We start from the raw sequence: 23,393 nt of genomic DNA, 5'->3' as shown, positions 1-23,393 counted from the left end.
CAAACGAAAAGCGGGCGGTTCAATCACGAACCGCCCGTTTTTTTTCGGAACTCTTGGTGCTTATCTGAAATCAAACAGCTCCTGATGGAAGGCCCGGCTTGGCAATCCTGCCGCGACCAGATCGTCCTTGATCGCCTGCCCAAAGCCGCTTGGCCCGCAGAACCACACACCGGCCTTCTGCCAATGCGCAATATCGCCGCGCAGCCTTTCGCCCGTCAGGAAACCATCCCGGGCATCACGCCATTCATGCAACCGCACCCCGGCGCGCGCCGACAAATCCTTGATCCGCGCCATCAGCTTGCCATCGCAATGCGGTGCCACCTGATAGAAATCGATCTCGCGCCTCATTGGATTGGCCACCAGATCCTCAAGCCAGGCAACGAACGGTGTTAATCCGATACCGCCGGAAATCCAGATTTGATGGCTCTGATCACGCTGCAGCGTAAAGGTGCCATAAGGACCTTCAAGTGCAACCGGGTCGCCCGGCTTCAGGGTCTCGTAAAGCGTGTTGGTATAATCGCCTAGTTTCTTGGCGATTATCGTCAGTCCCGAAACGCCATCTTGCCATGCGGATGCAATGGTAAATGGATGCGGTTCGTTGCTGTTGCCAAAACGGACAAAGGCGAATTGCCCGGCACGGTGCCCTTTCCATCCGCCATCGGATTTGATCGAAATCTGAAGTGATTGCATCTCAGGAAGATAATCGACTTCGACAACCTCGCCCGTGGATCGGCGTCCGGCACCGATTTGTCCCAGCAGAACAAGGATCGCCGATACCGACCCCACCAGCACCATCACTGCCAACGCCCAACCAACCGGCGTCGCCCAGTTCGTGAAATCAAGCAAGACGATGCTGTGAAACACCAGCGCCAGATAAATCACCGCCAGAACCGTATGTGTCTTGGCAAACCAGCGATATGGAATGCACTTGATCAACGCGACCAAGATCAGGGCAACTGCACTATAAAACGCCCACTCACCGATACTTTCCGCAAGCCCGCGATATTCAAGAAACAACGACTGCGCCCAATGCATGCCCGCCCCGTCCGGACGTGGCCCACGCCGGCGCGGTTCAAGAAGTTCAAGCGCCACCGCCCATTTCGGTGCCATCCGCCACGCCCAATGCATGGTCGCCACCACCAGCACCGTAATGCCAAGCCATTTATGCAAACGATACGCCTTGTCCAACCCGCCCAAACGGCGTGTCAACCACACCGGGCGGATCGACAAAAACAGGATCAGGCTCATCATGCCAAAGGCAAGAAACCCGGAATACTGAACCATCAGGTTCCGAAAACCGACAAAGTCCTGAACGGCAAAAATATCAGGATTAACCGCCAACCACAGGGCGGAAAGACCAAGCAACGTTCCAAAATATATGCGCGTGATGTTTTTCATGGGCTGGTTCCTGAAAATCCATTAAAGGCCCGTGAAATAACAATACCAACACGCGCCATTCGACGCTTTGATTTAAACAAATAATTTTCGTTAAATTATCCCGGAAACCCCTGAAAAATGTATCAAATCGTATCAGGGGAGCTGCAAAAGATTTTCAATTTCAGCAACTTGCCCCCGCATTAAGTGAAAAGCGATCAAAGGGTGCCCCTGTTCGGACACCCCTTATTCCGGACTGGTCATTAGCTGTGCGATTGCAGGATCGCCTCGGCGATTTCGCGTTCGACATCTTCCGGATAGGCATAAAAGCCCGGTTTGAAGGATGCCGCCCCGCCCGATGCCAGCCAGTCGATGCCGCGGATCAGAATGGCCGAAAACGGATCAAACAGATCCTTGCCCGATCCCCCCATACCCGGTGCCAGGTTCAACAAGCTACCCCGGTTCAGCAGATAAACCTCGCGGCTGTTAACAAGCTCGAACCGTTCGATATGACGGCGCATTTTCGTGCGCGTCTGGGTATCAAGCCATTTGACATCGATCTCGGTATTGGAATGCCCGACATTGACCAATATCGCGCCGCGACGGCACTGTTTGATTTGTTTCTCGCCCAGAATGCCGGAAAGGCCGGTGGCGGTGACAATGATCGCGCATTCCTTCAGGCCATCTTCAAGGCTGACAACCCGGCAACCATGATGCTGCGCCTCAAGGGCGCGGACCGGATCGCGTTCGGCGACTGATACCACCGCACCCAGATTGCGCGCACGTTCGGCCACACCACGCCCGACCGGGCCAAAGCCGATCACAAGAACCGTGCGCCCATACAGTGCAAGCCCCGTAACATTCGAAAAGACCGGCCACATTTCCTGCGCCACATGGTGGCGGTTATGCAGGCGATCCTTGATCGCGATATCGTTCCAGTTAAACACCGGGAAGGAATAATCAAGCTTCTCAACCCGGTGCACACCGGTCGTGGTCGCTTCAAGCGCGCCGTCGACCTTGTGACCTTTTTTGACAAACGCCTCAATCAGCTCCCCGCCCATATCGGCAATGATGTCAGCGGGCTCGGACGACAGGATATCGATGCTTTGGGCGTATTCATCGGGCGTCATGCCGGAAAAGGCATGGACCTCGACCCCATGGGCGGCAAGGTAGGCGGCGGCCGCATCATCAGTACTATCAGGGTTACATGCGCCAACCTTGACCCTGGCGCCGGCCTTCACAAACGGCAGCAAGGTGGGAATGGTGTCTTCAAGAACGTGCTGGAAACTGACGATGGTTTTGTCGCGCAGATCACGCTTGGCGACATAGTTTCCGTATTTCGCCGTCACCGGACAAATCACCTCGCGCCAGGCAAGGGCCTCGTCAGTGATCTGTTGGGCAAGGGCGGCGTCCTTGATGCGGCTGGTCATGAATTGGTCTCTTAACTTCGTGGGACAATGAATGCCCTCCTAATTAAGGCCAGCCTGACCGGATGAAAAGCATTTGTCTCCATCCGGTCAAAATCAGCGGGGATTAATCGCGGGCCGGAATGTTCAGTCCGCGCTGAACGGCCGGGCGATCAAGACCACGCTCCAGCCACGCCGGAACGTTTTTGAACTCGTGATAATCAACAAGGCTACCCGCGTCATAAAAACCGATCAGGTTGCGCACCCAGCCAAGCGACGCAATGTCGGCAATGCTGTATTCATCACCCATGATCCAGTCACGGCCCTCAAGGCGGGTTTCAAGCACACCCAAAAGGCGCTTGGACTCATTGCGATACCGATCCAGCGGACGCTTGTCCTCGATCTCCTTGCCGGCAAATTTGTGGAAGAAGCCAAGCTGGCCAAAGATCGGACCAAGCCCGCCCATCTGGAAATACACCCACTGGATCGCCTCGATCCGTTTGGCCGGATCGACAGGCAACAACTTGCCGGTTTTTTCCGCCAGATACTGGATGATCGCACCCGATTCAAACAGACCAAGCGGTTTGCCATTCGGTCCATGCGGATCAATGATTGCCGGAATTTTGCCGTTCGGGTTCAGCGACAGGAATTCCGGCGTCCAGGTTTCGTCTTCGCCGATATTGATCAGATGCGGCTCATACTCCAGACCGGTTTCTTCGAGCATGATCGAAACCTTCACCCCGTTGGGCGTCGGCAGGGAATAAAGCTGGATAACGTCTGAATTCTTCGCAGGCCAGCGTTTGGTAATGTCGAAGCTCGACAGATCAGCCATGATAAAGCCCTTTCCAAGTCAATGTGTTGTTGACCATAACATTTAGGCCATCATCACAAATGCGCCACCGGCAATCTGGCAACTTATTGTTTCCGGATCGGAGAATGGCAAAACCGGCCTGCGCGACACAGGCCGGTTTCGTTTACTGCGACTGCTCGTACCAAGTGACTGCGAACCAGCAATTGGCTTTGATTACCAGGCGCGGTATTTCAGGAATTTACCATCAAGGGTAATGACAACCCGGTCACCCTTCGGGTCTTCCTTGCGCTCGATATACATTTCGTAGTCGATCGCGCTCATGATGCCATCGCCGAATTTCTCGTGGATGATTTCCTTGATGGTTTCGCCGTAGACACCGACGATTTCATACAGGCGATAGATCGCAGGATCGGTCGGCACCGCCTGATCCCAGATTTTCATCGGGCATTCCTGAATGACAGCCGATGCTTCGGGCGACAGGTCAAACAGGGCAACCAGCATGTCAGCCTTGTCCTTTGGCGCGGAATTCATGCCAAAACAGACCGAAGTCGTCCATACCGGCGACATGCCGATCTTGCTGGCAACTTCTTCCCAGCCAAGGCCTTTGGCCTTTTTGGCTTCGATGATCATTTCTTTGACATCTGCTTTTTTCACAGCTTTTCTCCTTCTAAGTAATCAGCGTGCGGTTGGTTTATTCCACCCGGCTGGTGGCCGGTTTGCGGTTGTCTTTCTGATCGGAAATCACGACGTGTGCGCCAAAGCGCACAACGGATGGCTCGGCCACAACGCCGTCTTCCTGCTTGCCCGCAAGTTCCTTGGAACGGGTGGCAAGGAATTCGACCAGGTGGTTTCGGATGTCGTAATAGTCGGAATGGTGGATGATGTTGGCCCTTTCGCGCGGGCGCGGGATATCGACCTGAACCGATTCTGCGACACGCGCATAGGGCCCGTTGGTCATCAGCAAAATACGATCCGCCAACAGGATGGCCTCATCCACGTCATGGGTGATCATGAACACTGTCTGATCCGATCCCGACCAGATGCGGATCAATTCATCCTGAATGCTGCCACGGGTCAGGGCATCAAGGGCCCCGAACGGTTCATCAAGCAGCAGCAATTCCGGCTGGATCGCAAAGGCACGTGCGATGGACACACGCTGACGCATGCCGCCCGACAATTGCGATGGCTTGCGAAGCTCCGCCCCGCCAGCCAGCCCGACCATTTCCAGATACTTCATCGAATGGTCGTGAACCTTTTTCTTGCTCCAGGATTTGTATCGCGCCTGAACGGCAAAGGTGACGTTCTTAAGCGCTGATAACCATGGCAGCAGGGAATAGTTCTGAAAGACGATCCCGCGATCAAGACTTGGACCCGAAACCTCCTTGCCATTCATGATGACCGCCCCTTCGGTCGGTTCATCAAGACCCGCAAGGATATTGAGGATGGTCGATTTGCCACAGCCGGAATGGCCGATAATGCAAACAAACTCCCCCTTCTCGATCCCCAGATTGACGTTTTCAAACACCGTCAGGGCTTCACCGCCCTTAGGGGCCTGAAAACGTTTGCTCAGATTCTGCAAACTCAGGAATGGTGTCGACATATCAGGTCTCCTTATTCCTGGTACTGCACAAGACGTGCGCAATAGGCAAACGCGGTATCAAGCAACATGCCGACAACACCGATCATCAGGATCGAGAACACCACGCTGGTCAGATCAAGGTTGTTCCATTCGTTCCAGACGTAGTAGCCAATCCCCGTCCCACCCACGAGCATCTCGGCCGCGACAATCACAAGCCACGCAATGCCGATTGAAATCCGCATGCCGGTCAGGATGGTGGGCGCTGCCGCTGGAAGAATGACGATCCAGGCGGTTTTAAACGGGCCAAGTTCGTGGGTACGCGCGACATTGACCCAGTCCTTGCGAACCCCGGCCACACCAAAGGCAGTGTTGATCAACATCGGCCAGATCGAACAGATAAAGATGACAAAGATCGCCGATGCCTGACTGTCCTGAATGACAAACAGCGCAAGTGGCATCCATGCCAGCGGGGAAATCGGACGAAGGACCTGAATAAACGGATCAAGCGCCTTGTACATCAGGGGCGACATCCCGATCAGGAACCCGACCGGAATGGCAATTGCCGCAGCAAGGAAATAGCCGCTCAACACGCGATAAAGCGAATAACCGATCTGGATACCAATGCCCTTGTCGTTGGGACCGGCGTCATAGAACGGGTTGCTGAGCTCTTCCCATGCCTTGGCGATCACGTCCGAGGGGGGCGGCACAGCGGCCTTTGGCTCTGCCCCGCCCATCAGAAGTTCATATTCCGTAAGTTCGCCAGCGAGTTGTTGTTTTGGGCTGGCGGCCTCCCAAAGACCAAGGAAGACCGCCAGAAGGACAAGTGACAACACCAACGCCCTGGCATTGAGCGATGCCAGCATATCAGCTTACCCCTTTGCCGATGGCAAAGCTGTTGACATAGGCCTCAGGCTGATCGGGATCGAACGTCTTGCCCATGATGGTATAGCTTTTGTAAGTCTCGGTCGGCGCTTCATAGCCAAGCTCTTTCATGATCTTGGCGCAATCGCTCGCGACATAGACTTCTTCGGCGATCTTCTTGTAATCGACATCGCCCTCGATATAGCCCCAGCGTTTCATCTGGGTCAGGATCCAGACACCCATCGAGTGCCATGGGAACGGATCGAAATCGATGCGATCCGGCACGTTTTTCACTTCGCCCAGACCATCGGCATAACGGCCGGTCAGGACTTGCTCAATCACCGGAACCGGCTGGTTCAGATAGTTGGCCGGTGCAATCGCAGCCGAGATTTCCTTGCGGTTTTCCGCCTTGGCGGCGTACTGGGTCGCATCCACGATGGATTTCAAAAGCGCGCCATAGGTGTTCGGCAGTTCTTCGGAAAACGCCTTGGAACATGCAAATGCACAGCACGGATGGCCTTCCCAGATATCCTTGGTCAGGGTGTGCAGGAAGCCGATCTTTTCCCAAACCGCACGCTGGTTAAACGGATCGGGTGACAGATAACCGTCAAGGTTACCGGCACGCAGGTTTGCAACCATTTCGGGCGGCGGAACGACACGGATCTGGATGTCTTTGTCCGGGTCCAGGCCATGCTCGGCGACGTAATAGCGCAGCAGGAAGTTGTGCATCGAATATTCGAACGGTACACCGAACTTGAAGCCCTTCCACTGCTTGGGATCACGTTTGTCCAAGTGATCGTTATGCAGGACAATCGCCTGACCATTGATGTTTTCAACAGCTGGCATCAGGAACGGCGTTGCGGTTGACCCGGCCCCCATCGAAATCGCCAGCGGCATCGGGGTCAGCATGTGCGACGCGTCATATTCATTGTTCAGCGACTTGTCGCGGGCCACAGCCCAACCGGCTGTCTTGATGACATCAACATCAAGACCGTATTTCTCATAAAAGCCCATCGGCTGGGCCATGATGATCGGCGTTGCGCAGGTGATCGGCACGAAGCCGATATTAAGCTTGGATTTTTCCGGCGTGCCCAGATCATCAAGGATGGCGGCCTTGACCTTGTCGATTGGCAGGACCGAGGCAAGGGCTGCCATCATGGTGCTGCCGCCGACCATCTTGGCAAACGAACGACGCGAAATGTCGTTATGACCAAACACCGAACGCACAATCGCGCTGTCGATGGCACGATCAAGCATTTCTTCGCTGCTTTCCGGCGTTTTGGCATCCATATCGCCCATATCACTATGGGCCGGCATGCTGGCCAAATCGTGTTTTACGCCATGGTCATGGTCTTTATGTGATGCAGGTGTATGCCCATCTTTTGACGAACAGACATCACAGCCGCATGATTTGCTGTGACGCAGATCGGTATCGCCACTAAATGGATTGCCCAGACTTTTGACTGACATGTGATCACCCCCTGTGTTGTTACGCCGCCAGAAAGGCAGCACCAGATGTTCACAGTCCCTACAGCAACGGGCGTGCCATTTTGTGCAATGCGTCATTTTTCGTTGAAAACGCTGGACTCTTGCGCCTTTGAGTGAGACGCTAACCACATACGAAAAATCGTAATTCACGAAATATCGTAGTAAATATTACGATATTTCGTAGGAGTGTGTGATGAGGATCAGTGAAATCAATCCCCTACCGGTGATGATTGAAAACCTGCATTTGCAGGCATTGCTCGCCCACACCCATCCAACCTTGTTGATTCACCCCAAAACGGACCGGATTGTCTTTGCCAATCAGGCCGCTGCCAACCTGCTGGGGCGCAGCATTGAAGAGCTTCTGGTAACCTCGATGAGTGCGCTGCACAAAGGTCAGGTACCCAGTCTGGTCGTATTTAGCGAGGCCGCCTTTTATCACGGATTTGCTTGGACCCGCGGGCTCGACCTGACCCGCCCCGACGGCACCGAACTGAAACTTGAACACGAAGCGCGGCCGCTCATTCTGGACGGCGAAGACTATCTGACCGTCACGATTTCCGATCTCGATGCCCGCCATCGCCGCGATGTGGACTCTGAGGCCGATGATTACCTGCGCGAAGGCATCGCCGAATGGCGCCGTGCCGAACGGTTTTTCCGCGAAATCGAACGCGAAAACCAGCTGATCCTGGGTGCGGCTGGCGAAGGCATTTACGGGGTCAACAGCGACGGGATCACGACATTCGTCAACCCGGCGGCCGAACGTATGCTGGGCTGGACGGCCGAGGAACTGGTTGGTCGTGAAATCCATTCGATCATCCACCATTCCCACGTCAACGGCGACCCGTATCACGCCGAACAATGCCCGATTTACAACGCCTTTCGCGAAGGTATCGTCAGGCGCGTCGATGACGAGGTCTTCTGGCGCAGCGACGGCAAACCGATCCGGGTGGAATATACCTCCACCCCGATCCGTGACCATGGGCTGGTGATCGGGGCGGTGATTGTTTTTCGCGACATCACCGAACGTAAAATCGCCGAGGAAAAGCTGCACGCTGCCCTTGCCGAGGTCGACCGCCTGCGTGAACGGCTGGAGCTTGAAAACGCCTATCTGCAGGAAGAAATCCTCTCAACCAACAACCACCATGAAATCATCGGCCAGTCCGATGCCATTCAGGGTGCGCTTAAACAGATTGATCTTGTCGCGCCCACCGATGCCAACGTTCTGATCACTGGTGAATCCGGGACGGGCAAGGAACTGATTGCACGCGCCATCCATCAGGCCAGCGCGCGGTCTGATCGTGTTCTGGTGCGCGTGAACTGTGCGGCAATCCCGCATGAACTGTTTGAAAGCGAGTTTTTCGGCCATGTCCGCGGTGCCTTTACCGGTGCCGTGCGCGATCGTGTCGGGCGGTTTGAACTGGCCGATGGTGGCACGCTGTTCTTGGATGAAGTCGGGGAAATCCCGCTGGAATTGCAGGGCAAGTTGCTGCGTGTTTTGCAGGATCAGAAGTTCGAACGCATCGGCGAAGAACGCACACGCGAGGTCAATGTCCGCCTGATTGCCGCCACCAACCGCGATCTTAAGGAAGAAGTCCGTCAAGGACGCTTCCGTGAAGACCTGTATTTCCGTCTCAACGTTTTCCCCATTGAATGCCGACCACTCCGTGAACGGCCCGATGATATCCCGCCGCTGGCATCGCACTTCCTGCGCAATATCTGTCAGCGCCTTAATATCGCGCAGCCAACACTGACCAAGGGGCAGGTCCGTACCTTGCAAAACTATGGCTGGCCGGGAAATGCCCGCGAACTGGAAAACGTCATCGAACGCGCAGCCATCCTCGCCCATGACGGCAAGCTGCATTTTGATCTGCCCGAACAGGGCGCGCGCGACAGCCGCAAATTGGCAGCGCCGGCGACAGAGCCTGACAGCAAACCGGAAAAAACCGTTCTGACCCGGGGTGAGCTGCGCCAGACCGAATATGACAACATCATCCATGCGCTGACCATGACCAAGGGCAAGGTTTTTGGCGAAAATGGTGCGGCGGCCCTTCTGGATATCAAACCAACCACGCTGGCCTCGCGTATCAAGAAATTCAAAATCGACCGTCGCAGCTTTGTGGCAAACGAAACCATCGACTAATTGCCAAAATTGCCATCGTCTGGTTGCCTGTTGCGTCCATTTGGCGCAGCATGTCGCCGCCGGGCGCGGTATAAGTCAGCAGGCAGAAACAGGGAAGAAACAGGAATGGCTGGTTTTTTACAGATTGGTGTTTTGCTTGCGATGGCAGCTGTCGCCGGGGTCCTGATCATGGGCATCGTTTCGATGGCACGTGGCAAGGATGCGCGCAAACAAAACAAACTGATGCAAATGCGCGTCCTTTTGCAGGGTCTGGCGCTGTTGCTGCTTTTCATCCTGTCGCTGATGGCGGTCGGTTCCTAAGCCAGGCATATGCCTTGAACACACAAACCAGGATTACGGACGGCACATGGTTCAACTGACTCGTATCTATACAAAATCCGGTGACAAGGGCAAAACCGCCCTTGGGAATGGCACGCGCGTTGCCAAAAATGATGTGCGCGTAGAGGCCTATGGCACCGTGGATGAAACCAATGCCGTGATTGGTGTCGCCCGCCTGCATGCAGATGGCGACGTCGATGAGATGCTGGCCCGAATCCAGAACGATCTTTTCGATCTCGGCGCTGATCTGTGCACACCGGGCGATGGCAGCGATGATAACCCCGAACGGCCCGCCCTTCGCATTACCGCCAAGCAAACCGAACGCCTTGAGGCCGAGATTGATCAGATCAACGAAGCCCTTGATCCGCTGAAATCATTCGTTTTGCCCGGCGGCAGCGCGCTTTCCGCACAGTTGCATGTCGCCCGCACAGTTTCGCGCCGGGCCGAACGCCTGATTGTTGAGCTGGCCGGTGTCGAGACCATCAATGCCGAGGCGGTGCGTTATATCAACCGGCTGTCAGACCACATGTTTGTTCTGGCCCGCCAAGCCAACAATGGCGGCAAGGATGATGTTCTCTGGAAGCCCGGGCTAACCCGATAAACTGACGTGATAACAAGATTATCGGACAAAATCCTTGTTCCCTTGCGGATTTTTGCCGTATCAAGACGGCGAAGGGCATCGAGATTTTCGTGAAGTAGTTGTCGTTAACGTCAACACCTTTACGTAAATTGACAACCTGCGTAGCACTACCTATTGTGCGTCGCGGGGAAAACATTACCATGCGGGCCGAAGCAAACTGCCTTGGCAGGGAGCAAACCCGCAGTTTCGACAACAAAAACGAACAGGTCTGTCATGAAGGTTCTTGTCGCCGTTAAGCGCGTTGTGGATTACAACGTCAAGATCCGTGTCAAACAGGACCAGTCTGGCGTTGAGTTGAACAACGTTAAGATGTCCATGAACCCGTTTGACGAAATCGCCGTTGAAGAGGCCATCCGCCTCAAGGAAGCGGGCACCGCCACCGAAGTGGTTGCTGTGTCGCTCGGCGTTAAACAGTGCCAGGAAACCCTGCGCACGGCCCTCGCCATGGGTGCCGATCGCGGCATTCTGGTTGAAACCGAGGACGAACTCCAGCCGCTGGCTGTTGCAAAGCTTCTGAAAGAAGTCGTTGCCAAGGAAAGCCCGGATCTCGTGATCCTCGGCAAACAGGCAATTGACGATGATGCCAACCAGACCGGTCAGATGCTGGCCGCATTGCTGGATTGGCCGCAGGGCACCTTCGCGTCCAAGGTTGTCGTTGCTGACGGCAAACTTGATGTCACGCGTGAAATCGACGGTGGTCTTGAAACCATCAAGATTGATCTTCCGGCAATCGTTACCACCGACCTGCGCCTCAACGAGCCGCGCTACGCGTCGCTGCCGAACATCATGAAAGCCAAGAAAAAGCCGCTCGATACCCTGAGCCCGGCCGACCTTGGTGTTGATACCGCGCCGCGCCTGAAAACCCTGAAAGTTTCCGAACCGGAAGCACGTCAGGCAGGTGTCAAAGTTGCCGACGTCGCAGAGCTTGTCGACAAGCTCCGCAACGAAGCAAAAGTAATCTAAGCGGGGACCCATCAAATGAGCATTCTTGTTATTGCCGAACACGACAATACCGAACTGAAGGGTGGCACGCTTAACACCGTTGCTGCTGCTCAGAAAATCGGTGGCGACATCACCGTTCTCGTGGCTGGCGAAGGCTGCAAGGCCGTTGCCGAAGCCGCTGCCAAGGTCGAAGGTGTCTCCAAGGTTCTCCTCGCAGACAACGCAGCCTATGGCCACTTCCTTGCCGAAAACATGGCAGGCCTGGTGTCCGATCTGGCCGGGGACTACAGCCACGTTCTCGTTCCCGCCTCAAGCGTTGGCAAAAACTTCATGCCACGCGTTGCCGCCGTCAAAGACGTCGCACAGATTTCCGACATCACCGATGTTGTCGATGCCGATACCTTTGTCCGTCCGATCTATGCCGGTAACGCCATGGCAACCGTGCAGTCGGCAGACAGCCTGAAACTGATCACTGTCCGTACCACCGGCTTTGATCCGGTCGGCGCCGAAGGCGGTTCTGCATCCATCGAAGACGTTGCTGTTGCATCTGATGCTGGCAAGTCGACCTTCGTTGGTCAGGAACTGACCGAGTCGGAACGTCCGGAACTCACCGCTGCAAGCATCGTCATCTCTGGCGGTCGCGGCATGGGTTCGGGTGAAAACTTCCACCTGATCGAACCGATTGCCGACAAACTCGGCGCGGCAATTGGCGCTTCTCGCGCTGCGGTTGATGCGGGCTATGCCCCCAACGACTGGCAGGTCGGCCAAACCGGCAAAGTTGTTGCACCGCAGCTATACATTGCTGTAGGCATTTCGGGTGCTATTCAGCACCTTGCCGGCATGAAGGACAGTAAGGTCATTGTCGCGATCAACAAGGACGAAGAGGCGCCGATCTTCTCGGTAGCGGATTACGGACTTGTCGGTGACCTGTTCGAGGCCCTTCCCGCTCTGGCGAGCGAACTCGACAAATAATCTGATCCCCTTTAGGGTCAAGGCAACGCATACTCTTGTTTTGACCCTTGGGGACGAGTGGGGAACAAATGGCTTCGTTGGAAGATATCAAAACCATTGGCGTAATCGGCGCCGGTCAGATGGGCAACGGTATTGCACATGTGATCGCACTGGCCGGTTACGACGTCCGAATTCTCGACATCTCGCAAGATGCCCTTGATAAGGCCATCGGCGTGATGGAAAAGAACATGGACCGTCAGGTCAAAAAAGAGATCATTACCGCAGCGCAAAAAGATGCGGCACTGAAACTGATCTCAACCGGAACGGAATATACCTTCCTGTCTGACTGTGACCTGGTCATCGAAGCGGCAACCGAGAATGAAGAGATCAAGAAACAGATCTTCAAGGCTCTGTGCCCGGTGCTCGGCCCGGAAGCGATCATCGCGACCAACACTTCATCGATTTCGGTCACCCGTCTGGCGTCCTATACCGACCGCCCGGCGAAGTTCATGGGTATGCACTTCATGAACCCGGTGCCGCTGATGAAACTGGTGGAACTGATCCGTGGTATTGCCACGGACGAAACCACCTATCGCACCATTCATGAACTGACCAAAAAGCTCGGCAAGGACACGGCCAGCGCCGAAGACTTCCCGGCCTTTATCGTCAACCGCATCCTGCTTCCGATGATCAACGAGGCGATCTACACCCTTTACGAAGGCGTGGGGAATGTCGAGTCCATCGATACCGCGATGCGTCTGGGTGCGAACCATCCGATGGGCCCGCTGCAACTGGCAGACTTTATTGGTCTCGATACCTGCCTGTCGATCATGCATGTCCTGCATGATGGTCTGGCCGATACCAAATATCGCCCGTGCCCGCTTCTGGTCAAATATGTCGAAGCCGGATGGCTTGGCCGCAAGGCTGGCCGTGGCTTCTATGACTATAGCGGCGACGAGCCGACCCCGACCCGCTAAGCGGTTGCACGCCAGGACTGACGTTACGACATCAAAGCCGCTGCCCCGCAGCGGCTTTTTTTGTTGCATTCCGTGCTTCAACCATCTGGAATGGACCTTGCTCTAACCCGCGCAATCATGATGTCGGGAAAAATCAAACGGTTCTGGAGGCCGTCCGAACATGTATCTCGGAATTGATGTCGGCACATCGGCAGTCAAGGCACTACTGATTGACGAAAACTCGGTCACCCTTGCCGAGGCGGATGCCCCTTTACGCGTATCCAGCCCCAAACCGTTCTGGAGCGAACAAAACCCTACCGACTGGTGGGACGCAACCCTGCGCGCCATCGATGACTTGCACCGCCAGAACCCGTCGGCAATCGCCGCAACCCGTGCAATCGGCCTGTCGGGTCAGATGCATGGCGCAACATTGCTGGGTGCGGATGACAAGCCACTCCGCCCGGCGATCCTGTGGAATGATGGGCGCGCAACCCGCGAATGCGCTGAACTTGATGCCGTCCTGCCTGATCTGGGCCAACGGGCGGGTGTCGCCACCATGTCGGGCATGACCGCACCCAAACTGATCTGGCTGCAAAAACATGAACCCGATGTTTTTGCCAAAATCAAAACCATCCTCCTGCCCAAGGATTACATCCGCTTTTGCCTGTCAGGCGACAAGGCCACCGAAATGTCGGATGCCGCGGGCACGCTTTGGCTTGATGAACAAAGCCGAAGCTGGAACCAAAGTGCGATCGAAGCTTGCGGTTTGAGCCGCGATCAACTGCCGCATCTGGTCGAGGGATCGGACGTTACCGGCACACTGCGCGCAACACTGGCCGACCGTTGGGACATGCGGGACGACGTCATCATTGCCGGGGGTGGCGGTGATGCGGCAACCGGTGGCATCGGGGTCGGGGCGGTTTCCCATGGCGATGGCTTCATTTCGCTGGGCACCTCGTCACAGATCTTTGTCGCCTCGGACAAATACCGTCCCAAGCCCGAAGAACTCCTGCACAGCTTTGCCCATGCCATCCCGGACCACTGGTTCCAGATGGCGGTCCTGCTTAACGGGGCCAGTTGCCTGAAATGGGCGGCCGACCTTCTGGGCGAGGCCGACATTAGCGCATTGCTCAACCAGGTAGAGGCCCAACACGACGCCCCATCTGATATCCTGTTCCTGCCCTACCTCAACGGCGAACGCACCCCGCACAACAATCCGCATGCTCGGGGCGTATTCTTTGGTCTGGGCAGCGATACCGACCGCGAAACCATGGTTCAGGCGGTGCTCGAAGGGGTCGGTTTTGCCCTCCGCGATGCAAAATCCCGTCTGCACAAGGCCGGAACCCGGTGCGACCTGCCCGGTGTGATCGGCGGCGGTGCCCGCAGTCGCTACTGGATCCAGATGATCGCCGATATCCTGGGCAAGCCCCTTGCCCGCTATGAAGGCGCGACCAAGGGCCCGGCCTTTGGTGCTGCCAGACTGACCCGTCTGGCCCTGACCAAAGAACCGGTTGCAGACGTTTGCGTCAAACCCGCAATCGAAGAAGTGATTGAACCTGATCTGACCCGCCATGATGCCTACCAGCCGCGCTTTGCCAAATTCCAGCGCATTTACGCTGCATTGTCAGACGAATTCACCCCTGACTGACCGTCTGATCGCCTGATCAGGCAGACCGGCTGTTGCGTGGATCCATAACATTTTGATGATCTCGACAGATTTTGGCGACATCGCCCTTTAAACCCCTGATCTGAGAACAACATTAACTTAGTGGAATTCATTTATAAACGCGGACGATTATGACGATTGCAGTTGTTGGAAGCTCGAACTTTGATTTTGCGGCCCGTGTGGCGAAGCTTCCTGTTCGGGGACAAACGGTTTCCTCCCGGGCTTACAAGACCGGACCGGGCGGCAAAGGATGCAATCAGGCACTTGCCGTCGCCAGACTTGGTGTTTCCCCTGTCTTCATCTCCAAGCTTGGCGATGACATGTTGGGCAAACAACTGATCGAAACCCTTGCCACCGAGGGGTTGGATACCACCAACCTGATCGTTGCCGACGAAGCACAAACCGGCATTGCCCTGATCTCGATTGATGAGGCGGGTGAAAACATGATCACGGTCGTGGGCGGGGCCAACATGACCATGACCCGAACCGACCTTCATGAAAAACAGGAACTCCTGCGCAACTGTGATTATCTGCTGCTGCAGCTTGAATGTCCGGTGGTGGCCATTGACTGCGCGATCAAATATGCCCGTGAAGGCAATGCAAAGGTCATTCTTGACCCGGCCCCGGTCGCCGATCTGGTCGTCATGCGCGACCTGCTGGCCCTGACCCATATCGTCACGCCGAACCAAAGCGAATGCCTGGCCCTTACCGGTATTGATCCGGTGGACGAGGCCACCGCCAGTAGCGCCAGCATCAAGCTGCATGACATGGGCCCGGAAACCGTCATCATCAAAATGGGCGGTGATGGTGCGTTCTATTCATCGGGCGGGCAAACCGGCATGGTTCCGGGCTTTGTGGTCAACACGGTTGATACGGTGGGCGCAGGCGATTGCTTTAATGCCGGGCTGGCTGTGGCCCTGCATGGTGGTCAGCCGCTCAAGGATGCCGTGCGCTTTGCCTGTGCGACCGGTGCGCTTTCCACCACCAACAATGGTGCTGCCGAGGCCGCACCCCGCCTTGCCGATGTTCTGTCGCTGATCGAAGGCAACGCCTAAGACTGTGTCCCTTGCGCTCAGGACGTCTGATCAATCAACTGATCGAAATAGGCGATGACCTCTGGCGCATCCCAACGCGCAATGCCTTCAAGCTTGCCGCGAAGATCCCCGTTGGCGTCATAGACAAAACTGGTCGGAAGGCCGCGTGCCCCCATCTGGCGCGCAATCGCCCCACGGGGATCAAGAACGATATCTAGGTTCTCGATTCCATTGGTTTCAAAGAATTCGCGGACGGCATCCGCCCCGCCGCGGTCCTGACTAAGTGCGAGAACCCGGAACGGCTTATCGGCCATTTCGACTGCCAGGCGATCCAGATCGGGCATTTCCTTGACGCATGGCACGCACCATGTCGCCCACAGATTGACCAGAACAACCTGTCCTTTCAGGCTGTTAAAGGTGACCTCGTTGCCATTTTCATCGACAAACGCCAGATCTTCGGGCAAAGAACCCCCTTCGGATGGCATAACCATCTTTGAAAGTTCTTGCGGGAATTGCGTATCAGCAAAGGCAGGGGTTGCATAAATGCCCGAGATGGCGACAATCACGCCAAGTTTTACGTAACGAAGCAATGCTTTCACAACACCCACCTTTCCAAGACTGCGGATCACGATGACCGATCAAAACGCCACTGACCAGAAAAACGCAAACTCCCTTTGGGGCGGCCGCTTCGAAGCAGGCCCGTCAGCCATCATGGAAGAAATCAACGCTTCCATCGGCTTTGACAAGCGCCTTTACGCCCAGGACATTCAGGGCTCGAAGGCCCACTGCGCCATGCTGGTCAAGCAGAACATCATTCCTGCTGAAGATGGCGAAAAGATCACCAACGGTCTAGACCAGATTCTTCAAGAAATCGAGAGCGGTGAATTCAAATTCTCCGCCGCCCTTGAAGACATCCACATGAATGTCGAAAGCCGCCTGCGCGAACTGATCGGCCCGGCCGCCGGTCGCCTGCATACCGCACGTTCGCGCAATGATCAGGTCGCGACCGACTTCAAACTCTGGGTCCGTGACGTTGCGCTTGGCGATCTTGAGGTCGGCCTCAAAGGCCTTCAGGAAGCCCTGATTGCACAGGCTGAAACCCATGCTGAAACCATCATGCCGGGCTTCACCCACCTGCAGGCCGCCCAGCCGGTCACCTTTGGTCATCATCTTCTGGCCTATGTCGAAATGTTTGGCCGTGATCGCGGGCGTGTTGCCGATTGCCGCACGCGCATTAACGAAAACCCGCTGGGCTCTGCGGCCCTTGCTGGTACGCCGTATCCGATTGATCGCCACATGACGGCAAGTGCGCTCGGCTTTGATCGCCCGACGGCGAACTCGCTTGATGCGGTATCAGATCGTGACTTTGCGCTTGAATACCTCAATGCCGCATCAATTGCTGCCATGCATCTGTCGCGCTTGGCCGAAGAAATGGTCATCTGGTGCTCGGCCCAGTTCCGCTTTATCGGCATGTCTGACAAATTCTCGACTGGCTCATCGATCATGCCGCAAAAACGCAACCCGGATGCGGCCGAACTGATCCGCTCGAAAATCGGGCGTATTGTTGGCTGCTATAACGGCTTGATGCTGTCGATGAAGGGCCTGCCGCTCGCCTATTCCAAGGACATGCAGGAAGACAAGGAACCGGTCTTCCAGGCCCATGACCATCTTGGTCTGTGTGTTGCCGCCATGACCGGCATGATCGCCGACATGAAGGTGTTTGCCGACAACATGCGTGCGGCTGCCGGTGCGGGTTACACCACCGCCACCGACCTTGCCGACTGGCTGGTGGCCGAACTTGGCATGCCGTTCCGTGATGCGCATCACGTTGTTGGCGCGACCGTGAAGCTTGCCGAAACCAAGGGCTGCGATCTTGATCAGCTGTCGCTTGAGGACCTGCAAGGCATCGAACCCAAGATCACCAATGCGGTTTATGACGTGCTGACAGTCGAGGCATCGGTTGCCGCCCGCCAAAGCTTTGGTGGCACCGCCCCGGTCCGGGTCAAGGAATCCGTTGCGGCCGCAAAGGAAAGGTTCCTCAGATGAACAGCAACCTGTTGAAACGCGGCACCGTCATCACGCTTGCCATCATGTTGGGGCTTTCAGTTGCGGCGTGCGGCAAAAAAGGCCCGCTCGAACCGCCGACCGACAAAGGTTATGAATATCCAAGGGATTACCCGGCCCAATGAACCATTTTGAATATATCAACGGCGAACTTTACGCCGAAGGCGTCTCGATCCGGGAAATGGCTGACAAGGTCGGAACCCCGTTCTTCTGCTATTCGACCGCGACTTTGGAACGCCATTACAAGGTCTATGCCGACGCCTTTGACGGCCTTGATGCCACTGTGTGCTTTGCTGTTAAGGCAAACTCCAATCAGGCAGTCCTGAAAACACTCGCCAATCTTGGTGCGGGTGCGGACGTTGTTTCGGTTGGTGAAATGCGCCGTGCGCTTCGTGCGGGCATGCCCCCGGCCAAGATCATCTTTTCCGGCGTTGGCAAGGCCGATGCCGAAATGCGCGAAGCCCTTGACGCCGACATTGCCCAGATCAATGTCGAAAGCATCCCCGAACTGGTTGAGCTTAACCGTGTTGCCATCGACATGGGCAAAAAGGCCCGTATTGCCTTGCGCGTCAACCCGCATGTCGATGCCAAAACCCACGAAAAGATTGCCACCGGCAAGGCCGAAAACAAATTCGGCATCGACTGGACCCGCGCGATCGAGGTCTACCGTGAAGCCGCAGCCATGGATGGCATCGAGGTTACCGGGATCGCCATGCATATCGGCTCCCAGTTGACCGACCTGGCCCCGTTCCGCGAGGCATTTACACGTCTGGCCGGGCTGGTCGAACAGCTGCGATCTGAGGGCATCGATATCCGCAATCTCGATCTCGGTGGCGGACTTGGCATTGCCTATCAGGGCGAAACACCGCCGCTTCCCGACGCCTATGGTCAGATGGTGCGCGAAACCGTGGGCCATCTTGGTTGCCACATCACGCTCGAACCGGGCCGTTTGATTGCTGGCAATGCCGGGATCATGGTGTCGCGCGTCATGTATATAAAAGACGGCGAAGCCAAACGCTTTGTCATTCTTGATGCCGCGATGAACGACCTGATCCGCCCGACACTGTATGGCGCCTATCACGAAATCATCCCGGTCGATGAACAGACTGACGGTGACAAGCTGGTCAAGGTTGATGTGGTCGGTCCGGTTTGCGAAACCGGTGACACCTTTGGCAAGGACCGCGACCTTCCCGATGACCTCAAGGCCGGTGATCTGGTCGCTGTCATGTCGGCGGGGGCCTATGGTGCGGTCATGTCATCGACCTACAACACCCGTGCGCTGACACCCGAAGTACTGGTCAAGGGCAACAACTTTGCCATCGTCCGCCCGCGTCAGGAAATTGACGATCTGATCAACATGGATCAGGTACCCTCCTGGCTCAGCAACGCATAAGACCGGCATTCCGTTTCGGTTTTTAACGCTTTCGGGGCGGCTGGCAAAATGCTTGCCGCCCCTTTTTTTGACTTCGCCGATAAAAATAACCTGCGCTCGCAACACGAAATGATCAACGGGTCATGCCCCTGGACTGTCGCTTACGCCACCAGATCAAAACACCTGTCACCGTAACCACAACAAGCAACACCCCGATGAAGCTTGCCAAGACACGATAAGGCAGCCCGCCTATTCGCGCGATATGTAGTGATGTCAGCCAAACCGTAAATGTATCTCCCGCCGCCGCACCGGTCGGCAACTGATACCCGGCTTCTTGGCCGGTTGATGCATCAATGAAGACCCATGTTTGCCCAAATGTATCATTCACATCAAGACTCGTTCGCGACATGAGCTTCAAGATATTTTGGTCGGGATAATAGGCAAAACGTTCGCGGGCCAGAACCATAAAACCTTGATCGCGGGCCAAATCATCCAGATAGCCGGATGCAAGTTCAAACCCCCGTTCCCAGCCAATTTCAGGCGTATCTTTCTTTGGCAAAACATGCCGATCAGATGGCGGCACAGTATCCTGAAAATCCATGAACACGGACATGACCGGACGATAGACTTCGTTTTCCAGTGTCATCGCAATGCTGCTCAGCGCGAACATGGACAAAAATATCCATGCCCATACCGATCCGGCCCGATGAAGATCGAAGGTCATCTTATATCGCCCGCCCATCCAGCGAATTTTCCAGGCCTTTTTCCATTGCCGGAACCGGGATGGCAAACCACGCGACCTGACCGGAAATGTCAGATAAAGGCCGACAAAACAGTCCACCAGCCAAAGCAGGGAAATTACCCCCAACAGCGTGGTTCCCAGTTTCCCCAATACCAAGGATTGATGAAGACGATACAGAAACGGCATCAGGTTGATGACACCTTGTGAAATATCGCCCCACCGCCTTTGGCCGACGATTTCGCCGCTGTATCGATCCACAAAAACTTCGTCATATGGCAGGCTGACAACCGTGCCATCCGACCGTGTTTTTGCGTCCAGATAAAACAAGACAAGATCCCGCGATGCAGGCGGGTCAACCATCATCCAATTAACGTTTGCGTCCGGAAATGCGCGATCTGTTCGCGTCCGCAATTCAAAGGGTGACAATGCCAAATGATGGTCGTCTTGCCGGGTGTTCGGCTGAGGGCTGGCAGAATGAAGCCGGATGATTAATGTATCAAGTTCGTTGTACCAGACCAAAACAACACCGCTAAGGCCGGTTATGATCAGGAAACCTGCCATAACCAGCCCGACATAGCGGTGCATAAGCACCAGTTTTTGCCTGAATTTCATACTAGTAGGTGTATGTCAGACTGGCGGTGAAGACGCGCCCCTCTTCACGGACAACACCGCTAATAGAACCCGGCGAATAGATTTCCTCGTCAAACAGATTGCTGACGAGAAAATCCATCTTCAGGTTGTCGTCGATGGTGTAAAACGCCCCCAAATCAGCACGCACGTGGCTTGGCAACTTGGTTGTATTTGCATCCTCGGCGTAACGATCGCCGACATAGGCGACCGTGCTGCCAATGCTCAGCCCCGGTACATTGCTGAAATCATAGCGCCCCTGAAGCGATGCGGTGTGCTTTGGAACGTTAGCAAAGCTGTTCCCAACCAGAGACTGATCGTCGGTTTTGCGGATGCTGGTTTTGGTAAATCCATAATTGGCCGCAAGATAAAGTTGGGGCAGAACATTTCCCGACAGCGAAAGCTCAATCCCCTTGGATCGTGATTGCCCCTCAGCAACTTCAAAATCATCATCGGCCGGATCTTCGATGGCGATATTATCTTTGGTCAGGACAAAGCCGGTCACACTTGCCTGCAGACCGCCGAAATCGAACTTTGTACCGATCTCATATTGTGTGCCCTGCTCGGCTTCCAGCGGCCTTTTACCCGACGTCGTACCTTGTTGCGGCACAAAAGATTCACTGCGGCTGGCATAAACAGAAACATTCTTTGTCAGGTCATGAATGATCCCGAATTGGGTAATCAGGTCTGACTGGTCAACTTGATCAACAGTTCTGACAGAAGTCGAATTATTGATGGTGGTTTGTGACTGTTCTGAATTGATGAAACGCACACCTGCCAGGAAATGCCAATCATCATTCCAGGTTACCCTGTCCTGAAGGAAGGCGGCCATTACTGTATCTTCTTGCAAGGTCGTTCTGTCACGAACCTGATTCCCTGCAAGCAAAGTGGCGTTTGTGTATTGCGGATTATACAGGTCGATTGAACCAACATTGAATATCTTGGTGGGCCTGTCATCGTCGGAATAGCGATAATTCAGTCCCGTAATAAACTTGTGCTCGAAGGCACCTGTTTCGACTTCACCTGTCAGGTCAAGAATGACTTCATGATCGTCCCTGCGGGTATTTTCGCCAATGAAAACACGCCGATTAACCGTGCGGTTGTCCGCAGCCAGCCCAGTTGAGTAATACTCCATAAAATCGGAAGCATTTCGGGTGAAGCTATAGCTGAAACGTGCATCCAGGCTGTCTGTCAGGGCGTGGGTAAGACGCGTATTAACGTTATAGGAGTCGCGATCCGTAAAACTGTCCCCAGAGGCAACATTGAACGATTTGGCATATTTGCCATTGGGGTTATCCGTAACAGCCCCCGCAAACGGCGTACCCGCATTGATCGCCGTCCAACCGTTTTCCGAGTAACTGCCTTCGATAGTCAGGTTGGTATCGTCTGTCAAATCGACCGTCACATTCGGCGCAAAGAATTTATGGGAATAGCCCCAATTATCCAGTGCGGAACCTTTATCCTCATAGGCGGCATTCATCCTGACCCGCAGTCGATCATTAACCGGGCCGGTAACATCGAATTCGCCCCGGTAACTGTCGTAGCTCCCCGCTTGGACTTTGCCCTCCGAATGGAAATACGGCAGCGGCTGTTTTGTCACAACGTTGATTGTGCCGCCCGGCTCCATCTGGCTGTAAAGCACAGAAGCCGGACCATAAAGCACTTCAATACGCTCAACATTGGCAAGATCGGTCGGATGATCTGTTCGGGTAAAACCAAGACCGTTCGTTGACTGTGCCGCATCGTAGCCACGAATTCGGTAGTTATCCGCAAACATGTCCTGCGAAGATCCCGAACGTGATGCGTTCGGGATCAAGCGCATCACTTCGCCAATCTGATTGGCCTGCGTTAATTCAACAGCCTGATGATCGACAACCTGAACACGCTGTGGAATATCTTTGGCACTGTCATTCTTTTGACGACCATAAACATTGATCGGCGCAAGCACGACCGCGCTCTGTTCGCTTTTGGTTATTTTATATGCGCCACCTTCATCAACAACGCGCAACCCTGAGCCAAGCAACAAAGTTTGCAAACCTGCAACGGTGCTATAATCCCCCGAAAGCGCGGGCGCCATTTTTCCCGACACCAGATCGGGCGAGAACGAAAGGGTAATTCTGGCTTCACTCGCAAATGTATTAAGCGACTGCCCCAAAGGCCCAGCCGGGATCTCATAGGTCTTCTGAACAATGGCCTGCTCTTGGGCGTAGGCGACGCTAACCGGCGGCATTCCCAGCATGAGACCGAGGCCGAAGCCCCCAAGCCCCATTCCAAGCATCGATCCGGTCAATTTGGTTGAACGGCTCCAGAAACCATTCTTGGTCCGCGCACCATGGTTAAATTCCATCATCCCCCAGGGTCTCCTTTGATGACGTTAAGCTTTTTTCGCATTTCTACTGGGTATGCCGAGCGAGATGCGAAA

21 protein-coding genes are annotated in these 23,393 nt (G+C 55.2%); 11 read left to right on the top strand and 10 right to left on the bottom strand.

Translation table 11 applies throughout. The annotated features are described in order from the left end of the window. Window positions 1-60 precede the first annotated feature (60 nt). From DY252_RS04170 to DY252_RS04140, 7 genes are all read right to left on the bottom strand, one after another. Window positions 61-1,398 (bottom strand): ferredoxin reductase family protein, encoded by a 1,338-nt coding sequence (locus DY252_RS04170; protein ID WP_064787516.1) that lies wholly within the window; start codon window positions 1,396-1,398, stop codon window positions 61-63. A 239-nt stretch (window positions 1,399-1,637) separates the two neighbouring features. Continuing rightward, on the bottom strand, window positions 1,638-2,804 hold the full coding sequence (locus DY252_RS04165) for an adenosylhomocysteinase (protein ID WP_064787517.1): 1,167 nt from the start codon (window positions 2,802-2,804) through the stop codon (window positions 1,638-1,640). Between the two features lie 103 nt (window positions 2,805-2,907). Continuing rightward, entirely contained in the window at window positions 2,908-3,612 is a 705-nt protein-coding gene (locus DY252_RS04160) for a glutathione S-transferase N-terminal domain-containing protein (RefSeq protein WP_064787518.1), read from the bottom strand. A gap of 192 nt (window positions 3,613-3,804) precedes the next feature. After that, entirely contained in the window at window positions 3,805-4,245 is a 441-nt protein-coding gene (gene cynS / locus DY252_RS04155) for a cyanase (protein WP_064787519.1), read from the bottom strand. 37 nt (window positions 4,246-4,282) lie between these two features. Further along, window positions 4,283-5,191, bottom strand: a complete 909-nt coding sequence (locus DY252_RS04150; protein WP_064787520.1) for an ABC transporter ATP-binding protein — start codon at window positions 5,189-5,191, stop codon at window positions 4,283-4,285. Between the two features lie 11 nt (window positions 5,192-5,202). Then, on the bottom strand, window positions 5,203-6,033 hold the full coding sequence (ntrB, locus tag DY252_RS04145) for a nitrate ABC transporter permease (RefSeq protein ID WP_064787521.1): 831 nt from the start codon (window positions 6,031-6,033) through the stop codon (window positions 5,203-5,205). 1 nt (window position 6,034) lies between these two features. Continuing rightward, on the bottom strand, window positions 6,035-7,501 hold the full coding sequence (locus DY252_RS04140) for a CmpA/NrtA family ABC transporter substrate-binding protein (RefSeq protein ID WP_064787522.1): 1,467 nt from the start codon (window positions 7,499-7,501) through the stop codon (window positions 6,035-6,037). A gap of 211 nt (window positions 7,502-7,712) precedes the next feature. On the opposite strand from DY252_RS04140, the gene DY252_RS04135 reads away from it, so the two are divergent. From DY252_RS04135 to rbsK, 8 genes are all read left to right on the top strand, one after another. Continuing rightward, on the top strand, window positions 7,713-9,659 hold the full coding sequence (locus tag DY252_RS04135; RefSeq protein ID WP_064787523.1) for a sigma 54-interacting transcriptional regulator: 1,947 nt from the start codon (window positions 7,713-7,715) through the stop codon (window positions 9,657-9,659). A 105-nt stretch (window positions 9,660-9,764) separates the two neighbouring features. Then, on the top strand, window positions 9,765-9,959 hold the full coding sequence (locus tag DY252_RS04130) for a twin transmembrane helix small protein (RefSeq protein ID WP_008889168.1): 195 nt from the start codon (window positions 9,765-9,767) through the stop codon (window positions 9,957-9,959). Window positions 9,960-10,005: 46 nt separating this feature from the next. Further along, window positions 10,006-10,578 (top strand): cob(I)yrinic acid a,c-diamide adenosyltransferase, encoded by a 573-nt coding sequence (locus tag DY252_RS04125; RefSeq protein WP_064787524.1) that lies wholly within the window; start codon window positions 10,006-10,008, stop codon window positions 10,576-10,578. 252 nt (window positions 10,579-10,830) lie between these two features. Then, window positions 10,831-11,580 carry an electron transfer flavoprotein subunit beta/FixA family protein gene (locus tag DY252_RS04120; RefSeq protein ID WP_008889166.1) on the top strand — a complete coding sequence of 250 codons (750 nt, stop codon included), beginning with the start codon at window positions 10,831-10,833 and terminating at the stop codon, window positions 11,578-11,580. 15 nt (window positions 11,581-11,595) lie between these two features. After that, entirely contained in the window at window positions 11,596-12,531 is a 936-nt protein-coding gene (locus DY252_RS04115; RefSeq protein WP_064787525.1) for an electron transfer flavoprotein subunit alpha/FixB family protein, read from the top strand. A gap of 68 nt (window positions 12,532-12,599) precedes the next feature. Further along, the gene (locus DY252_RS04110; protein ID WP_064779860.1) at window positions 12,600-13,487 is read left to right on the top strand and encodes a 3-hydroxybutyryl-CoA dehydrogenase; all 888 of its coding nucleotides are present in this window, start codon (window positions 12,600-12,602) and stop codon (window positions 13,485-13,487) included. A gap of 160 nt (window positions 13,488-13,647) precedes the next feature. Then, window positions 13,648-15,114 carry a xylulokinase gene (gene xylB / locus DY252_RS04105; protein WP_064787526.1) on the top strand — a complete coding sequence of 489 codons (1,467 nt, stop codon included), beginning with the start codon at window positions 13,648-13,650 and terminating at the stop codon, window positions 15,112-15,114. A 149-nt stretch (window positions 15,115-15,263) separates the two neighbouring features. Continuing rightward, entirely contained in the window at window positions 15,264-16,187 is a 924-nt protein-coding gene (gene rbsK, locus DY252_RS04100) for a ribokinase (protein ID WP_064787527.1), read from the top strand. Window positions 16,188-16,204: 17 nt separating this feature from the next. Here the strand turns inward: rbsK and DY252_RS04095 are convergent, their stop codons facing one another. Continuing rightward, complete coding sequence (locus tag DY252_RS04095; protein WP_064788247.1) at window positions 16,205-16,765, bottom strand: TlpA disulfide reductase family protein; 561 nt, start codon at window positions 16,763-16,765, stop codon at window positions 16,205-16,207. Between the two features lie 31 nt (window positions 16,766-16,796). On the opposite strand from DY252_RS04095, the gene argH reads away from it, so the two are divergent. Genes argH through lysA form a run of 3 tightly spaced genes read left to right on the top strand, consistent with a single transcriptional unit; the run spans window position 16,797 to window position 19,623 of the window. After that, the gene (argH, locus tag DY252_RS04090) at window positions 16,797-18,212 is read left to right on the top strand and encodes an argininosuccinate lyase (protein ID WP_064787528.1); all 1,416 of its coding nucleotides are present in this window, start codon (window positions 16,797-16,799) and stop codon (window positions 18,210-18,212) included. After that, window positions 18,209-18,355, top strand: coding sequence for an LPS translocon maturation chaperone LptM (gene lptM, locus DY252_RS22105; protein WP_165374891.1), 147 nt, complete (start codon window positions 18,209-18,211; stop codon window positions 18,353-18,355). Before argH ends, lptM begins: the two co-directional genes overlap by 4 nt. Continuing rightward, on the top strand, window positions 18,352-19,623 hold the full coding sequence (lysA, locus tag DY252_RS04085) for a diaminopimelate decarboxylase (RefSeq protein ID WP_064787529.1): 1,272 nt from the start codon (window positions 18,352-18,354) through the stop codon (window positions 19,621-19,623). The genes lptM and lysA overlap by 4 nt, the downstream gene beginning before the upstream one ends. 112 nt (window positions 19,624-19,735) lie before the next feature. On the opposite strand, the gene DY252_RS04080 is transcribed toward lysA, so the two are convergent. Together DY252_RS04080 and DY252_RS04075 are read right to left on the bottom strand one after the other, a co-directional pair. Beyond that, entirely contained in the window at window positions 19,736-20,929 is a 1,194-nt protein-coding gene (locus tag DY252_RS04080) for a PepSY-associated TM helix domain-containing protein (RefSeq protein ID WP_231959670.1), read from the bottom strand. Between the two features lie 28 nt (window positions 20,930-20,957). Further along, a complete protein-coding gene (locus DY252_RS04075) occupies window positions 20,958-23,321 on the bottom strand; it encodes a TonB-dependent siderophore receptor (protein ID WP_064787531.1) in 2,364 nt (787 codons plus the stop codon). Between the last annotated feature and the right edge of the window lie 72 nt (window positions 23,322-23,393).

The sequence above is a fragment of the Thalassospira indica genome, from assembly GCF_003403095.1.
Taxonomy (GTDB): Bacteria; Pseudomonadota; Alphaproteobacteria; order Rhodospirillales; family Thalassospiraceae; genus Thalassospira; species Thalassospira indica.
This window is presented reverse-complemented; position numbering and strand designations above follow the sequence as displayed.

Coding starts and splice junctions, on each gene's coding strand:
- DY252_RS04170 (WP_064787516.1), bottom strand. CDS start 1,398: ATGAAAAACATCACGCGCATATATTTTGGAACGTTGCTTGGTCTTTCC.
- DY252_RS04165 (WP_064787517.1), bottom strand. CDS start 2,804: ATGACCAGCCGCATCAAGGACGCCGCCCTTGCCCAACAGATCACTGAC.
- DY252_RS04160 (WP_064787518.1), bottom strand. CDS start 3,612: ATGGCTGATCTGTCGAGCTTCGACATTACCAAACGCTGGCCTGCGAAG.
- DY252_RS04150 (WP_064787520.1), bottom strand. CDS start 5,191: ATGTCGACACCATTCCTGAGTTTGCAGAATCTGAGCAAACGTTTTCAG.
- ntrB (WP_064787521.1), bottom strand. CDS start 6,033: ATGCTGGCATCGCTCAATGCCAGGGCGTTGGTGTTGTCACTTGTCCTT.
- DY252_RS04140 (WP_064787522.1), bottom strand. CDS start 7,501: ATGTCAGTCAAAAGTCTGGGCAATCCATTTAGTGGCGATACCGATCTG.
- DY252_RS04135 (WP_064787523.1), top strand. CDS start 7,713: ATGAGGATCAGTGAAATCAATCCCCTACCGGTGATGATTGAAAACCTG.
- DY252_RS04130 (WP_008889168.1), top strand. CDS start 9,765: ATGGCTGGTTTTTTACAGATTGGTGTTTTGCTTGCGATGGCAGCTGTC.
- DY252_RS04125 (WP_064787524.1), top strand. CDS start 10,006: ATGGTTCAACTGACTCGTATCTATACAAAATCCGGTGACAAGGGCAAA.
- DY252_RS04120 (WP_008889166.1), top strand. CDS start 10,831: ATGAAGGTTCTTGTCGCCGTTAAGCGCGTTGTGGATTACAACGTCAAG.
- DY252_RS04115 (WP_064787525.1), top strand. CDS start 11,596: ATGAGCATTCTTGTTATTGCCGAACACGACAATACCGAACTGAAGGGT.
- DY252_RS04110 (WP_064779860.1), top strand. CDS start 12,600: ATGGCTTCGTTGGAAGATATCAAAACCATTGGCGTAATCGGCGCCGGT.
- xylB (WP_064787526.1), top strand. CDS start 13,648: ATGTATCTCGGAATTGATGTCGGCACATCGGCAGTCAAGGCACTACTG.
- rbsK (WP_064787527.1), top strand. CDS start 15,264: ATGACGATTGCAGTTGTTGGAAGCTCGAACTTTGATTTTGCGGCCCGT.
- argH (WP_064787528.1), top strand. CDS start 16,797: ATGACCGATCAAAACGCCACTGACCAGAAAAACGCAAACTCCCTTTGG.
- lptM (WP_165374891.1), top strand. CDS start 18,209: ATGAACAGCAACCTGTTGAAACGCGGCACCGTCATCACGCTTGCCATC.
- lysA (WP_064787529.1), top strand. CDS start 18,352: ATGAACCATTTTGAATATATCAACGGCGAACTTTACGCCGAAGGCGTC.
- DY252_RS04080 (WP_231959670.1), bottom strand. CDS start 20,929: ATGCACCGCTATGTCGGGCTGGTTATGGCAGGTTTCCTGATCATAACC.
- DY252_RS04075 (WP_064787531.1), bottom strand. CDS start 23,321: ATGATGGAATTTAACCATGGTGCGCGGACCAAGAATGGTTTCTGGAGC.